15 protein-coding genes are annotated in these 13,595 nt (G+C 68.2%); 9 read left to right on the top strand and 6 right to left on the bottom strand.

Annotated features, from left to right (window positions below):
- Positions 1–11: 11 nt before the first annotated feature.
- Complete coding sequence (locus FFS49_RS30500; protein WP_105816848.1) at positions 12–887, bottom strand: LysR family transcriptional regulator; 876 nt, start codon at positions 885–887, stop codon at positions 12–14.
- Positions 888–999: 112 nt separating this feature from the next.
- Between FFS49_RS30500 and FFS49_RS30495 the strand changes: the two genes are divergently transcribed.
- Positions 1,000–1,425, top strand: coding sequence for a VOC family protein (locus tag FFS49_RS30495; RefSeq protein WP_105816847.1), 426 nt, complete (start codon positions 1,000–1,002; stop codon positions 1,423–1,425).
- A gap of 132 nt (positions 1,426–1,557) precedes the next feature.
- Entirely contained in the window at positions 1,558–2,142 is a 585-nt protein-coding gene (locus FFS49_RS30490) for a flavin reductase family protein (protein ID WP_071334298.1), read from the top strand.
- Positions 2,143–2,184: 42 nt separating this feature from the next.
- Here the strand turns inward: FFS49_RS30490 and FFS49_RS30485 are convergent, their stop codons facing one another.
- On the bottom strand, positions 2,185–3,081 hold the full coding sequence (locus FFS49_RS30485; RefSeq protein WP_137909905.1) for a LysR family transcriptional regulator: 897 nt from the start codon (positions 3,079–3,081) through the stop codon (positions 2,185–2,187).
- 97 nt (positions 3,082–3,178) lie between these two features.
- Here FFS49_RS30485 and FFS49_RS30480 point away from each other — a divergent pair, with 97 nt between their 5' ends.
- From FFS49_RS30480 to FFS49_RS30470, 3 genes are read left to right on the top strand one after another with little or no spacing between them, the layout of a single operon-like run.
- A complete protein-coding gene (locus FFS49_RS30480; protein ID WP_105816845.1) occupies positions 3,179–4,477 on the top strand; it encodes a citrate:proton symporter in 1,299 nt (432 codons plus the stop codon).
- A gap of 40 nt (positions 4,478–4,517) precedes the next feature.
- Positions 4,518–5,876: an acyclic terpene utilization AtuA family protein gene (locus FFS49_RS30475; RefSeq protein WP_105816844.1), complete on the top strand. Its 1,359-nt coding sequence runs from the start codon at positions 4,518–4,520 to the stop codon at positions 5,874–5,876.
- The gene (locus FFS49_RS30470) at positions 5,876–6,187 is read left to right on the top strand and encodes a hypothetical protein (protein ID WP_105816843.1); all 312 of its coding nucleotides are present in this window, start codon (positions 5,876–5,878) and stop codon (positions 6,185–6,187) included. The genes FFS49_RS30475 and FFS49_RS30470 overlap by 1 nt, the downstream gene beginning before the upstream one ends.
- 30 nt (positions 6,188–6,217) lie before the next feature.
- On the opposite strand, the gene FFS49_RS30465 is transcribed toward FFS49_RS30470, so the two are convergent.
- Together FFS49_RS30465 and FFS49_RS30460 are read right to left on the bottom strand one after the other, a co-directional pair.
- Positions 6,218–7,039: a carbon-nitrogen hydrolase family protein gene (locus FFS49_RS30465; RefSeq protein WP_071334302.1), complete on the bottom strand. Its 822-nt coding sequence runs from the start codon at positions 7,037–7,039 to the stop codon at positions 6,218–6,220.
- Positions 7,040–7,215: 176 nt separating this feature from the next.
- The gene (locus tag FFS49_RS30460) at positions 7,216–8,013 is read right to left on the bottom strand and encodes a helix-turn-helix transcriptional regulator (protein ID WP_105816880.1); all 798 of its coding nucleotides are present in this window, start codon (positions 8,011–8,013) and stop codon (positions 7,216–7,218) included.
- 101 nt (positions 8,014–8,114) lie between these two features.
- Between FFS49_RS30460 and FFS49_RS30455 the strand changes: the two genes are divergently transcribed.
- Entirely contained in the window at positions 8,115–8,870 is a 756-nt protein-coding gene (locus FFS49_RS30455) for a hypothetical protein (RefSeq protein ID WP_224755871.1), read from the top strand.
- A gap of 56 nt (positions 8,871–8,926) precedes the next feature.
- A complete protein-coding gene (locus tag FFS49_RS30450) occupies positions 8,927–9,742 on the top strand; it encodes a topoisomerase IV (RefSeq protein ID WP_105816842.1) in 816 nt (271 codons plus the stop codon).
- Between the two features lie 42 nt (positions 9,743–9,784).
- Here FFS49_RS30450 and FFS49_RS30445 read toward each other — a convergent pair whose 3' ends face one another.
- On the bottom strand, positions 9,785–10,714 hold the full coding sequence (locus FFS49_RS30445; RefSeq protein WP_039347524.1) for a phosphatidate cytidylyltransferase: 930 nt from the start codon (positions 10,712–10,714) through the stop codon (positions 9,785–9,787).
- Between the two features lie 37 nt (positions 10,715–10,751).
- Complete coding sequence (locus FFS49_RS30440; protein ID WP_071334306.1) at positions 10,752–11,384, bottom strand: lysophospholipid acyltransferase family protein; 633 nt, start codon at positions 11,382–11,384, stop codon at positions 10,752–10,754.
- A gap of 456 nt (positions 11,385–11,840) precedes the next feature.
- On the opposite strand from FFS49_RS30440, the gene FFS49_RS30430 reads away from it, so the two are divergent.
- A complete protein-coding gene (locus FFS49_RS30430; RefSeq protein WP_039347518.1) occupies positions 11,841–12,446 on the top strand; it encodes a CDP-alcohol phosphatidyltransferase family protein in 606 nt (201 codons plus the stop codon).
- Positions 12,447–12,527: 81 nt separating this feature from the next.
- The coding region (locus FFS49_RS30425) for a bifunctional alpha/beta hydrolase/class I SAM-dependent methyltransferase (protein WP_137951037.1) at positions 12,528–13,595 on the top strand (1,068 nt) is incomplete at its 3' end.

Raw genomic sequence — 13,595 nt, 5'->3', positions numbered from 1 at the left:
CACCGTCGGCGCTACGCCGACTGCCGCGCCGCCGCCTCGATCAGTTGCGCGAGCATTTGCGCCGGCTCCGACATCGTGCGCCGCGCGCGATGCACGAGCCCGATGTCGCGGTGGAACGTGTGATGCTCGAGGTCGATCGCGCGCACGCCGGCCGGCCAGCGGCGATACACGGCGGTCTGCGGGACGATCGCGATGCCGACGCCGTTTTCGACCAGCTTGACGATCGCGTCGAGCTCATCGAGTTCGCAGGTGTCGCGCACCGCGATATGCATCTTCCTCAGAAAGCGGTCGACCTGGCGGCCGCCGAACGACGCGCGGTCGTAGCGCACGAACGGCTCGCGCGCGAGCAGCCCGGCCCAGTCCTTGCCCTTCACGCTGCGCGGCACGATCAGCCGGAACGGTTCCTGCACGAGGGTCGTCCAGTGCAGGTCGCTCTGCAGCGAGAACGGCGGCCGGATGATCGCGGCCATGTCGATCTCGCCCGCATCGACCCGGTTGACCAGTTCGATCGACAGCCCCGGTATCACGCGCGTGCGGCACGCGGGATGCCGGCGATGGAAATCGGCGAGCGCGGCCGGCAGCAGCGCGCTCTGTACCGATGCGATCGCGCCGATCGTCACGCGCACGGCGGCCGGCGAGCCGGGCGACGTCGAGCTCAGGTTCTCGTACAGGCCGATCAGCGCCTGTGCCTGGTCGAGCACGTGATGCCCCATCTCGTTGAGCCGCGCCGACCGGCCTTGCCGGTCGAACAGCGCGAAGCCGAGCTCGGCTTCGAGACGCTGCATCTGCGCGCTGACGGCCGCCTGCGTGAGCCCGATACGGTTGCCGGCCGCGGCGAACGTGCCTTCCCGGGCGACGGCGACGAGGGTTTTCAGTTCGCGGATCATTCATCGATTTCGTTTGTGAATGACGCAACTATATATTGATTTAATTTCTGCTCGACCTTGACTACCATGGTGCCGTCCTCGCGCCACGCGAGCGTTCCATCACGAGGCCACCATGAGTCTTTCCCCGTTTCACCTGGCGATTCCCGTCTACGACCTGCCGGCCGCGCGCGATTTCTACGGCCGTGTGTTCGGGCTGTCAGAAGGGCGCTCGAGCGCGCAGTGGGTCGACTTCGACTTCTACGGGCATCAGCTCGTGATTCACGAGCATCCGAAGACCGCGTCGCAGGAAGGCGCGCATACGAACGCGGTGGACGGTCACGACGTGCCGGTGCCGCATTTCGGGATCGTGCTCGACTGGCCGAGCTGGGAAGCGCTGGCCGAACGGCTGAAGTCGTTCGGCGTGACCTTCGTGATCGAGCCGTATGTGCGGTTCCAGGGGCAGGTCGGCGAACAGGCGACGATGTTCCTGTTCGACCCGTGCGGCAATGCGCTCGAGTTCAAGGCGTTTCGCGATATCGGCCAGTTGTTCGCGAAGTGACCGGCGGCGCCGTCGGCGCCGATCGACATTGGGTGCGAGAATGCGGCCTCCGGCCCGGTTGCGCGGCTGCGCACCGGCCGGCACCGCGCCGCACGGCATCCGTCCGTGCGAGCCGTTCTCCAAGGAACCCGTATGGACAGTCACATCGCTCCGGTGGAGCTGAAGAAGGCCTACCGTCTCCTCAACCACGGCCCGACCGTGCTCGTGTCGGCCCGCCATGACGGCGTCGACAACGTGATGGCCGCCGCCTGGGCGTGCGCGCTGGACTTCCTGCCGCCGAAGCTGACGGTCGTGCTCGACAAGACCGCGAAGACGCGCGAGCTCGTCGAGCGCAGCGGCACGTTCGTGATCCAGGTGCCGACGGCCTCGCAGTTGCAGCTCACGCATGCGGTCGGCAGCCACAGTCTCGCGGAGCGCCCCGACAAGCTGCGCGAAGCGGGTGTCACGCTGTTCGACGTCGAAGGCCACGACCTGCCGTTCGTCGCCGGCTGTTCGGGCTGGCTGGCGTGCAGGCTGATTCCGGAGCCGCACAACCAGCAGGCGTACGACCTGTTCATCGGCGAGGTGGTCGCGGCGTGGTCCGACACGCGCGTGTTCCGCGACGGTCACTGGTATTTCGAATCGGCCGATCCGGCGCTGCGCAGCCTGCACTACATCGCGGGCGGCAATTTCTATGCGATCGGCGAATCGCTGCACGTCGATCCGGACACGAAGTAAGCGTCGGGCGGGCGACCGGTTCCGCCGATCCGGGCGCGCGGTTCACGCGCGCTTGTTCAGTTCCGTCAGCATCGCTTCGGCGAACGCCTGCGCGACGCGCGGCAGCGTGCGGCCGCGCTTCGCGACGAGTGCGATCGGCCGCACGAACGCCGGGTCGTCGATCGGCTTCGCGACCAGTTCGGGCTCGGCGCGCACCTCGCGCGCGGTTGCCGGCAGGATCGTCACGCCGAGGCCGCCGCGCACCATCGCGACGGCCGTCATCATGTAGGTCGGCTCGCACGCGATGTCGGGCGTGCAGCCGGCCGCGTCCAGCGCGGCATCGACGACGCTGCGCACGCTCGTGCCCCGTGCGGTGAGCACGAGCGGCACGGCTGCGACGTCCGCAGTGGTCAAGCGGCGCTTGCGCGCGAGCGGATGATCCTTCGGGCACACGGCGACGAGCCGGTCGGCGCCCGCATACAGCACCTCCAGCGACGCATCGAAGGTGTCGCCGCCGGTCAAGCCGAGATCGGCTTCCTCGTTGCGCACGAGCGCGGTGACGAGGCTCGCGACGCCGTCGCGGATCTCGAAGCCCGCGCGCGGCACCTCGCGCCGAAACGACTGGATCAGCTCGGGCAGCACGCTGGACGCGAAGGTCGGCAGGCACGCGAGCCGCACCGTGCCGCTCGCGCCTTCGCCGAGCGCACGCGCATCGCGCAGCACGCGCTCCATGTCGTCGAGCGAGCGCTGGAGCAGCGGCAGCAGCTCGCGCCCGGTCTGCGTGAGCGCGACGCTGCGGCTGTTGCGGTCAAAGAGGCGCGCGCCGACGATCTCCTCGAGCCGGCGAATCTGCACGGTCAGCGCCGGCTGCGACAGGTGCAGGCGTGCGGCCGCGCGCGTGAAGTTGCCGGCCTGCGCGACGGTGACGAACGCGCGAATGTCGCGGAGATTCAGATCCATAACGGTTCGTGATTGCTGCGATCAAATCATTTCAATTGTGCTATCGCTGCGCCGACCTTACGCTCGTCTCCAACAAAAGACAAGGTAGGAGACACGGATGCTGCCGTTACTCGGGCTTGGCACGATCGTCGTGCTGCTGGCCGCGATTCTGTCGAAGCGGATGTCGCCGCTCGTCGCGCTGATCATCGTGCCGATCGCCGCGTCGCTGATCGGCGGTTTCGGGCTGCACACCAGCAAGTTCGTCATCGACGGGCTGAAGGGGCTCGCGCCCGTCGTCGGGATGTTCGTGTTCGCGATCCTCTATTTCGGGACGATCACCGACGCCGGCACGCTCGACCCGATCATCGACCGCATCCTGCGCGCGGTCGGCACGCGGCCGACGCGCATCGTGATGGGCACGACGCTGCTCGCGCTGCTGATCCACCTCGACGGTTCGGGCGCCGTCTGCTTCCTCGTGACGATTCCGGCCGTGTTGCCGCTGTACGACCGGCTGAAGATGGACCGGCGCGTGCTGGCCGCCGCGGTGTCGATGGCCGCGGGCATCAACTTCCTGCCGTGGACGGGGCCGATGATCCGCGCGTCGGCGTCGCTGCACCTGCCGGTGTCGGCGCTGTTCAATCCGCTGATCCCGGTGCAGGCGATCGGGCTCGTGTTCGTGTTCGGCGTCGCGTACTGGCTCGGGCGGCGCGAGGAGAAGCGGCTCGGCCTGTCGCGCGACGATGCGTCGATCCCGCTGCCCAAGCGCGAGCTGACGCCCGACGAGCAGGCGCTGCGCCGGCCGCACCTGTTCTGGTTCAACCTCGTGCTGACGCTCGTCGTGCTCGGCACGATGGTCGTGATGGGCGAGAAGATCCCGCCCGCGATCATGTTCATGGTCGGGCTGTGCATCGCACTGATGGTGAACTACCCGGACGTCGACATGCAGAGGAAGCGCATCGACGCGCATGCACGTGCCGCGCTGATGATGGCCGGCATCCTGCTCGCGGCCGGCGTGTTCACCGGGATCATGCAGGGCAGCGGGATGCTGAAGGCGATGGCGCAGGCGGCGGTCGGCTTCGTGCCGCCGTCGATGGCCGGCCACATTCCGGTGGCGCTCGGCCTCGCGTCGATGCCGCTCAGCATGCTGTTCGATCCCGATTCGTTCTACTTCGGCGTGCTGCCCGTGATCGCGGAAGTGGCCGGCCAGCTCGGCGTGCCGGCCGTGCAGGTCGGACAGGCCGCGCTGCTCGGGCAGATGACGACGGGGTTCCCGGTCAGCCCGCTGACGCCCGCGACGTTCCTCGTCGTCGGCCTGTGCGGCATCGAGCTGGCCGAGCACCAGAAATTCACGTTCCCGCTGCTGTTCGGCGCCTCGATCGTGATGACGATCGCGTGCGTCGTGCTGGGCGTCTTTTGATCTTTCCCGGCGGTGACATCCGCCGGACGACGGTACGGACATGACAGCAAAGCAACCTGAACGGCGCGTGCGCATCGGCGCGGGCGCCGGCTACTCGGGCGACCGGATCGAGCCCGCGGTCGAACTGGCCGAACACGGGCAGCTCGACTATCTCGTCTTCGAATGCCTGGCCGAGCGCACGATCGCGATCGCGCAGCAGGCGCGGCGCAAGGATCCCGCGCTCGGCTACGACCCGCTGCTCGATGCGCGGATGCACGCGGTGCTGCCGGTCGCGGCACCCAAGGGCGTGCGCATCGTGTCGAACATGGGCGCGGCGAATCCGCGTGCGGCTGCGCGGCGCACCGCACGGATCGCGCAATCTCTTGGCTTCGCGAAGCTGAAGGTCGCGGCGGTCGAAGGCGACGACGTGCTCGACGTGGTGCTGCGCGGCGCATTCCGCTTCGAGGAATCGGGCGACGACGTCGCCGCGTATCGCGACCGCATCGTGTCCGCGAACGCGTACCTCGGCGCCGCGCCGATCGTCGATGCGCTCGCGGCCGGCGCGGACGTCGTGCTGACCGGGCGCGTCGCCGATCCGTCGCTGTTCGCCGCGCCGCTGATCCACGCGTTCGGCTGGCGGATGGACGACTGGGACACGCTTGGCGCGGCGACGGTCGTCGGCCACCTGCTCGAATGCGCGGGGCAGGTGACGGGCGGCTATTTCGCCGATCCCGGCTACAAGGACGTGCCGAACCTCGCGCGGCTCGGGTTTCCGATCGGCGAAGTCGCGGCCGACGGCTCGGTCGTGATCACCAAGGTGCCGCACGCGGGCGGCCGCGTGAGCGCGGCGACCTGCAAGGAACAGCTGCTCTACGAGATTCACGACCCGGCGCGGTATCTGCAGCCCGATGTCGTCGCGGATTTCACGCAGGTCGCCGTGGCCGAGGAGGCGATCGATCGCGTGCGCGTGACGGGCGGGCGCGGCACCGCGCGGCCCGACACGCTGAAGGTATCGGTGGCTTACGTCGACGGCTGGATCGGCGAAGGCCAGATTTCGTACGGCGGCCCGGGTGCGCTCGAACGTGCGTGTCTCGCGCGCGAGATCGTTCGCGAGCGGCTGGCAATGACCGGCGTCGCCACGACCGAGTTGCGCTTCGACCTGATCGGTGTCGATTCTCTGTATGGCGATGCGACGCCGGCCGCGCGCGGGGTGCCGGCCGAGGTGCGCGTGCGGGTGGCCGGCCGTGCGGCGAGCGCCGCCGAAGCGGCGCGCATCGGCAACGAAGTCGAGACGCTCTATACGAACGGGCCGGCCGGCGGCGGCGGCGCGTTCAAGTCGACGCGCGAGGTGATCGCGGTGCAGTCGGTGCTGCTGCCGCGCGCGGCCGTGACGCCGTCGTTTTCATTCGTGGAGGCCTGATGCAACTGCGTGAACTCGCGCATGCGCGCACCGGCGACAAGGGCAATACGCTGAACGTGTCGGTCGTCTGTCACGATCCGCGTCATTACGATCACCTGCGCATGCATCTCGATGCCGACGCCGTGAAGGCGTGGCTCGCGGGCATCGTGCACGGCGACGTCGTGCGCTACGAATTGCCGGCGCTCGGCGCATTCAATTTCGTGCTGCGCGATGCGCTCGGCGGCGGTGTCACGCGCTCGCTCGCGCTCGACGCGCACGGCAAGTCCGTCAGTTCGGCGCTGCTGGCGATCGAGGTGCCCGGCCCGGCGTGACGGATGTCGCCGCCGCAGGCGGGCACGCGCTTACGGAATCAGCAGTTCGCGCAGGCCGTTGGCGTGCTCGATGCGTTCGCCGGCGATGTGCAGGCGCTGATCCCGGCGATAGTCGTAGACCGCGCGCGACGCGGCGAGCTGGTCGAAATCGAGCTCGACCGCATGACGCGATTCGGCATTGCCGGCCTCGAAGATCAGGTTGCCGAACGGATCGGCCGCGAGGCTGCCGCCCGCGAACACGACGTCGTGCGAGCTGCCGCCGACGCGGTTGGCGACCACCGCGAACACCTGGTTCTCCATCGCCCGTGCCGTGGCCGACGTGCGGTGGACGGGGCGGTACGGCTCCATGTTGCCGTCGGTGATGAGGATCAGCTCCGCGCCGAGCGCGGCGAGCGCGCGGCCGGTTTCGGGAAATTCGTTGTCGTAGCAGATCAGCAGGCCGATCCGTACGCCGCGCCATTCGATCGTCGCGAAACGGTCGCCGGGCAGCACGACGCCGCGCTCGCTCACCCACAGATGCGTCTTGCGATAGCGCAGCGCGATGCCGTCCGGCGTGACGAATACGGTCGTGTTGTAGAAGCGGCCGCCGTCGTTCTCGATCAGCCCGACCACGACTGCCACATCGCGTGCGCGCGCGGCTGCAATGACCGCGCCGACGCTCGGGCCGTCGAGCGGCTCGGCGCATTCCGCAAGATTCGACGGATCGAGGAAGCCGGTGAGCTGCGCTTCCGGAAACATCACGATGTCGGTGCCTGGTGCGCAGGTTGCGATCGCGTCGAGCGTGCGTTGCAGGTTGTAGTGCGTGTCGCCGTCGCGACCGGCGAGCTGGACGATGTCGAGCTTCAGTTTCATGGCGATGTCGGTAGCAGGGGCCCGTCGCCGGTGGCGTCGGAAGGGTGGTAAGGAGGCCCCAGTATGCGCCGAAGCGGCGGATTTCCCATCCCGCCGGCGCGTTAACCCTTCAGGGGTATTGATCTGTGGCGCCGCCGGTGCCGGCGGGCATCGACATGCGCGTCGCGAAATGCGCGTCAGGTGCCGGTTTGCGCGTTCAGGAACAGCGAGAACAGCTCCGATTGCGAGTTGATGGCGAGCTTCCCGTAGATGTTGCGGCGATGGACCTTGACCGTTTCGGCCGATATCGCCAGCTTGTTCGCGACTTCCTTGTTCGAGCGGCCGCTCAGGATCAGCCGGATCACGTCGAGCTCGCGCGCGGTGAGCGGCGTGCCGAGCCGCGCCATTGCGCGCTCGAAGCCGTCCTGTGCGCGGGTGCCGGCCCGCGGCGATGCCGCGGCTTCGATGGACGCCGGTTCGAACGCGAGCCGCTGCCGCATCAGCCCGGCCACCCACGGCCGGATCAGGTCGAGCAGCGCCACCTGCTCGGGGCTGAAGCGCCGCTTGCTGCCGAGCGACAGGCACAGCGTGCGTGCACCGTCGAGCACGACGTTGAACTGCACCTCGTCCTCGACGACGTTGTGCGTGAAATAGAGCGTGTAGTACTCGGTATCGCGGAAGCATTCGGGCGCGACGTCGGACAGCCGGAACAGGCCGCTCTTCGGCGCGTCGCGGTTCGCGATGTAGAACGGGTCGAGCTGGTACAGCCCCTGCACGTAGTCGCGGAACAGCGGGTCGGGGCCGCCGCCTTCGTACGGGCATTCGGCGAACACCTGCGGGCGGCCGTCGCCGAACGTGAGCGCGACCCAGCTGTCGACCGCGACGTATTCCTCGATCAGCCGGATCAGCGCCAGCCAGAAGCACGGCTGGTCGAGCGACTCGATGAGCCGCCCGACCGAGCGGTGCCATGCGACATCCTGCAACGTGAGGTTCATGCGTGGGTCCATGTCGGGCAGTGCGATGCGCGCTTGCGGTGCCATGCGTGTACGCTACGGGCTCGCGGGCCGATTCCCGCGCGCATCGAACGGAGCCTGGGTTGAAGAAAGAGATCGTAACGCCGGCCGGCACGAATGGCGAGGCCGTATGCGGCCGCCGGTTCGCGGCTGTCGCCATGAGCGCCGTGCTGGCGTGCCAGGGCGCGGTGACCGTGCAGACGGCCGCCGCCGCACCGCCGGCGTCGTGCAATGATCAGTTGGCGCGACTGATCGTACCGGCACTGCGGCAGACCGGGATGAACCGGCGTGACATCCATGCCGACGTGGACGAGCGTGACGGCGACGTCTACCGCGTCAGGCTGTTCACGATGCCCGATCACTCGGGCACGCCGAATCGCGAGGCAACGATTGGCTGGGTAACACTCGATACGCAGGCGATGCGTGCGCTCGACGTCACGCGCGATCCCGACCGGCCGGACGTGCTGAAGATCGACCCGCACGCGTTGTCGCGATTCGTGTCGACGTGCGTTGCGCCGGCCGCACCGGTGCGTAACGTCGTCGATTGCGATGCGCTGAACCGCCGCGCGCAGGCGCAGGGCGATTACGTGATGGGCAGCGATGCCGGGCGCGTCGTCACCGGCAAGGGGCGACTGCCGTTCTATTCCGCGCCGGACGACGCGTGCCGGATCGACGGGCTGTTCATCGTCGAGCACGATCACGTCGATGCGCGTGCCGACTATGGCCGTTTCACGTCGGTCGTCTACCTGAATCCGCGCACGCGCGGCATCGCCGAAGGATGGGTGTCGACCGCGCTGCTGAAGCCGGACGGCACCGGCATCGCGCCACGGCAACCGTGATCGGGTGGGCCCGCCACCATTCGCGACACCTCTTTTCGACCAGAACGATCCTCGTCATGACAGTCCCGCACCGGAACACACGTTTGAAGCCGCTCGCGGCTTCGCTTGGCGCACTCGCGGTGCTTGCCGCACTTTCCGCGATGTCGCCCGTTTACGCGGCCGAGCCGGCCCAGCCCGACCCTCTGTTGAAGACCTTCATCCACGACACTTACGGCAACTGGCGCGCGGACCGCAAGGGCTGGCAGGCGGATGGGGACGACGTTGTCTACGCGCCTTGCGGTTCGCTGCGTGTGGCAACGGCCGACGGCCCGCGCACGCTGCTCGCGATGTGCGGCGAGACCGAGGCGGCGGTGCAGAACGGGATGCCGGGCATGGATTCGGACGCGACGACCGGCACGATCGACCTGTACGTGCTGAAACCGGCGGCGGACGGCAAGACGCTCGAGCCGGTCATGAAGAAAACGGAGATCGCGTCGGGCGGGCGCGGCGAGCCGGGCGCCGTGCGCATCGAGCGGCTCGGGCCGCACCTTTTCGGTTTCGTCATCGGCGAAAGCGACACGCGGCAAGGCTATTCTCAACGCTTCCGCGCGATCTGGCTGCCGGTCGGCAATGCGCTGGTGCCGGCGGCGGCGCGCATCGACGAGGCGCTCGACAACGCCGAGTCGACCGAATGTGCGAACGCGCGGGCCCGCTGCGAGGAACGTCGCTTCGAGATCGCGCCCGACACGACCGGCGCCGGCGACGTCTATCCGTTGACGGTCACGGAAACGGGCACGCGCGGCGACAGGGCGATCCGCGCGCGCCATACGGTGAAGTTCGACGCGGCGCGTGGCCGCTACGTCGTGCCGAAGGCATTGCGCGAAGGGTACTGATCCTTCGCGCGCAGGAACGGGCGGCGTTGCGCCGCCCGCGCATCACACGTACAGATATCGCACGAGGTGGAAGAACACCGGCGCGGCGAAGCAGATCGAGTCGACGCGATCGAGCATCCCGCCGTGGCCCGCGATCATCGAGCCCCAGTCCTTGGTGCCGAGCGAGCGCTTGACGGCCGACAGCACGAGGCCGCCGACGAAGCCCGCGATCACGATCGCGAGCGAGATGCCGAACGCCGACCCGAAGCTGAACGGCGTCACGCGATACAGCGATGCGCCGCACAGCGTGGCGAGCAGACCGCCGCCGACGAAACCCTCGATCGTCTTCGACGGCGACAGTTGCGGCGCGATCTTGCGCTTGCCGAACAGCTTGCCGACCACGTACTGCAGCACGTCGCTGATCTGCACGACGAACAGGAAGAAGAACAGCAGCAGCGCGTTCTGCCCCGCGTAGTGCGGAATGTCGAGGATCAGCACGGCCGGCGCATGGCTCAACCCGTACACGCATACCATCAGCGCCCAGTTGATCTTCGCGTTGCGGCTCAGGAATTCGCGCGTGTCCTGCGTGAGCGCCGACACGAGCGACATCGCGAAGAACAGGTGTACGGGCACGAAGATCGAATACATCCCGTACCAGTTGATCCCGAGCAGCAGGTATTGCACGGGAATCGCGATGAAGAACGCGATGAAGAGCGTCGTATGGTCGCTCGGCGTGGTGGGGGTGAGCGTGATGAATTCGCGCAGCGTCAGGTAGGACAGCACCGCGAAAACGAGATACGTGATGTTGTTGCCGAGGCCGATCGCGATGGCCATGATCGCGATCATCGCCCACCATGCGCGGATGCGCTGGTTCAGGTTGACGATGGTCGCGCTCGTGCCGCCGCTGCGTGCGCCGAGGATCGCGCCGATCACGGTCGCGACGACGAGCACGCCCGTGACGCCCGCGACCAGTTCCCAGAAAATGGTTCGCATGGTTGATATCCGGAAAGGGAAGAAGAGGGCGCCGCGATCAGCCGGCCGGCCGCTGCGGCGGCGCGAGCGCGACGACCGCGTCGCGCATGCGGGCGAGGAACGTCGGCTTGTCCTCGTCGGCGCCGCGCTGTTCGTTCGCGCCGAAGTGCACCTTGCAGATCAGCGGCACCGGCCAGATCGCGCCCTTCGGCATGATCCGCTGCAGGTTCTCGAGATAGACGGGCGCGAGCGCCACATCCGGGAACTCGGTCGCGAGGTGGAACAGCCCGCTCTTGAACGGCTGCGGCAGGATCTCGGCGCCGCGCGTGCCTTCCGGGAAGATGATGATCGAATGGCCCTGCTTGAGCGCATCGCGCACGGGGTCGAGCGGATCACCGCCGGATTCGCGGTGGCGATCGATCAGCACGACGTTCAGCAGCTTCTGCGCGATGTGGCGCTTCATGTCGCTGCTGTCCCAGTAGTCGCGCGCGGCGACCGGCCGCACGACCGCGCGCACGTTGCGCGGCAACGCGGCGAGGATCGCGAGCGTGTCGATGTGGCTCGTGTGGTTCGAGAAGTAGATCTTCTGCGTCGGGGACGGCGGCGCCTGATGCCAGACCGGATACGCGCCGGCGACGAGCCGCACGATGGACAGCAGGAAATCGCGCTGCCAGACGTTGAGGATGTTCATCGGCGCTGCGCCTCCTGCCTGCCTGCATGGCCCGCTGCTCGTGAGCGGCGGGCGGGACCCCGGAATGCCGGCGCGGCAGGATGCGCGCCGGACGGCCCTTGTTTAAATTTTTTCAAATTCGTGGCTGCCTGTCGCAGGTCCGCGATAATCGGACGATTCGCCGTCACCCGCTGTTGCGTCGCGGCGAATGCGCCGGTCGGCTGCGTGATAATCGGCTGTTGCACGAGTGCCCGTTTGCAGTTCGAATAGATGTCGCTGCGCTCGGGCCAGCGGATTATCGCGAGTTTCCGTCAAAAACGCCAGATTGGCGCCGCGCGTGCGGGCCGGGCGCGTGCTTGACGCATCGGGGCCGCTCGGCGACGATTAGGGCCGTCCATGGAAGGCCGTCCAAGGACGTTTCGCCGCCCGGGGCATGGCGGCGGAAAATGTATCCGACTGTGCCGCACAAATAAAACGATGAGCCTCTACGCACTCAAACCCAAATTCCAGAACCGTCTGCGCCCGTTCGCGAACTCGCTCGCCGAGCGCGGCGTGACGGCCAACCAGGTCACGCTGTTCGCGGCCGGCGGCTCGATCGTCGTCGGCGCGCTCGCCGGCCTCGGCGTGTTTGCCCGCGCGCTGTTCCTGCTGATCCCGCTGTGGCTGTTCGCGCGGATGGCACTCAACGCGATCGACGGGATGCTCGCGCGCGAACACGGGCAGAAGAGCACGCTTGGCGCCTACCTGAACGAGCTCGGCGACGTCGTGTCCGATGTCGCGCTGGTGCTGCCGTTTCTCGCGGTTCCGGCGTTCGCTCCGGCGGATGTCTGGCTGTTCGCGCTGACGGCGGTGATCGTCGAATGCGCGGGGCTGATCGGCCCGCTGGTCGGCGTGAGCCGCCGCTACGACGGCCCGTTCGGCAAGAGCGACCGTGCGCTCGCGCTCGGCGCGTTTGCGCTGTGGATCGGGCTCGGTTTCCCGGTCGGCGGCGTTGCCGCATGGTTGTGGCGGCTGCTGATCGTGCTGTCGATCGTGACCGTCGTGCGGCGCGTGCAGGCCGGCATCGCGGAAAAGGGCGGTTGAAGAAGTCGTCAGGGCAGTTGCGGTACCGGGCGCCGGAGGGCGGCGCACCAAGATTCGAATAACGAAACGAGAGAAAAACGCATGAGCGCACGCACGGCCCGCGAGGCCGACTTCATCACGCACGACGGCGAAACGCTGTTCTATCGTCACTGGCCCGCCACCGGCCCGCGCTGCCGCGGCGCCATCGTGTTGCTGCACCGCGGCCACGAACACTCGGCGCGCGTCGCGCACCTGGTCGACGAGCTCGACCTGCCCGATTTCGCATTTTTCGCGTGGGATGCGCGCGGCCACGGCCGCTCGCCCGGCGCACGCGGCTACAGCCCGAGCGCGGCCGCGTCGGTGCGCGACCTGCAGACCTTCGTCGAACATATCCGCGACACGCACGGCATCGCGATCGAGGACATGGCGGTGGTCGGACAGAGCGTCGGCGCGGTGCTCGCAGCCACCTGGGCGCACGATTATGCGCCGCCGATCCGCGCGCTCGTCGTCGCGTCGCCGGCGTTCCACATCAAGCTCTACGTGCCGTTCGCGCGGCCGGGCCTGCGGCTGATGCACAAGCTGCGCGGGCTGTTCTACGTGAACAGCTACGTGAAGCCGAAGTTCCTCACGCACGATCCCGAGCGGATCGCGAGCTATGCGTCCGATCCGCTGATCACGCGGCCGATCGCGGTCAACATGCTGCTCGACCTGCACGACACCGCGCAGCGGATCGTCGCCGACGCGGCCGCGATCACCGTGCCGACGCAGCTGCTGATCTCGGGCGCCGACTGGGTCGTGCATCGCGGCCCGCAGGACCGCTTCTTCGAACGCCTCGGCGCCGCGCGCAAGGAGCGCATCGTGCTGCCGGGCTTCTATCACGACACGCTCGGCGAACGCGACCGCGCGCAGGCGCTCGCACCGCTGCGCGCCTTCGTGCTGCGCGAATTCGATGCGCCGAGCCCGCGCGTGTCGCTCGCCGACGCCGACCGGCGCGGCGCGTTCCACGACGAATACGCGGCGCTCGGCCGGCCGCCCGCGAATGTGTTCGCGCGTGCGTACTGGGCGCTCACGCGCGCCGGCCTGAAGGCCGGCGGGGCGCTGTCGGACGGCATCGCGCTCGGGCTGCGGCTCGGCTTCGATTCGGGCTCGACACTCGACTACGTGTATCGC

It is taken from the genome of Burkholderia sp. 4NA327C6 (assembly GCF_005502655.1).
GTDB lineage: Bacteria > Pseudomonadota > Gammaproteobacteria > Burkholderiales > Burkholderiaceae > Burkholderia > Burkholderia contaminans.
This window is presented reverse-complemented; position numbering and strand designations above follow the sequence as displayed.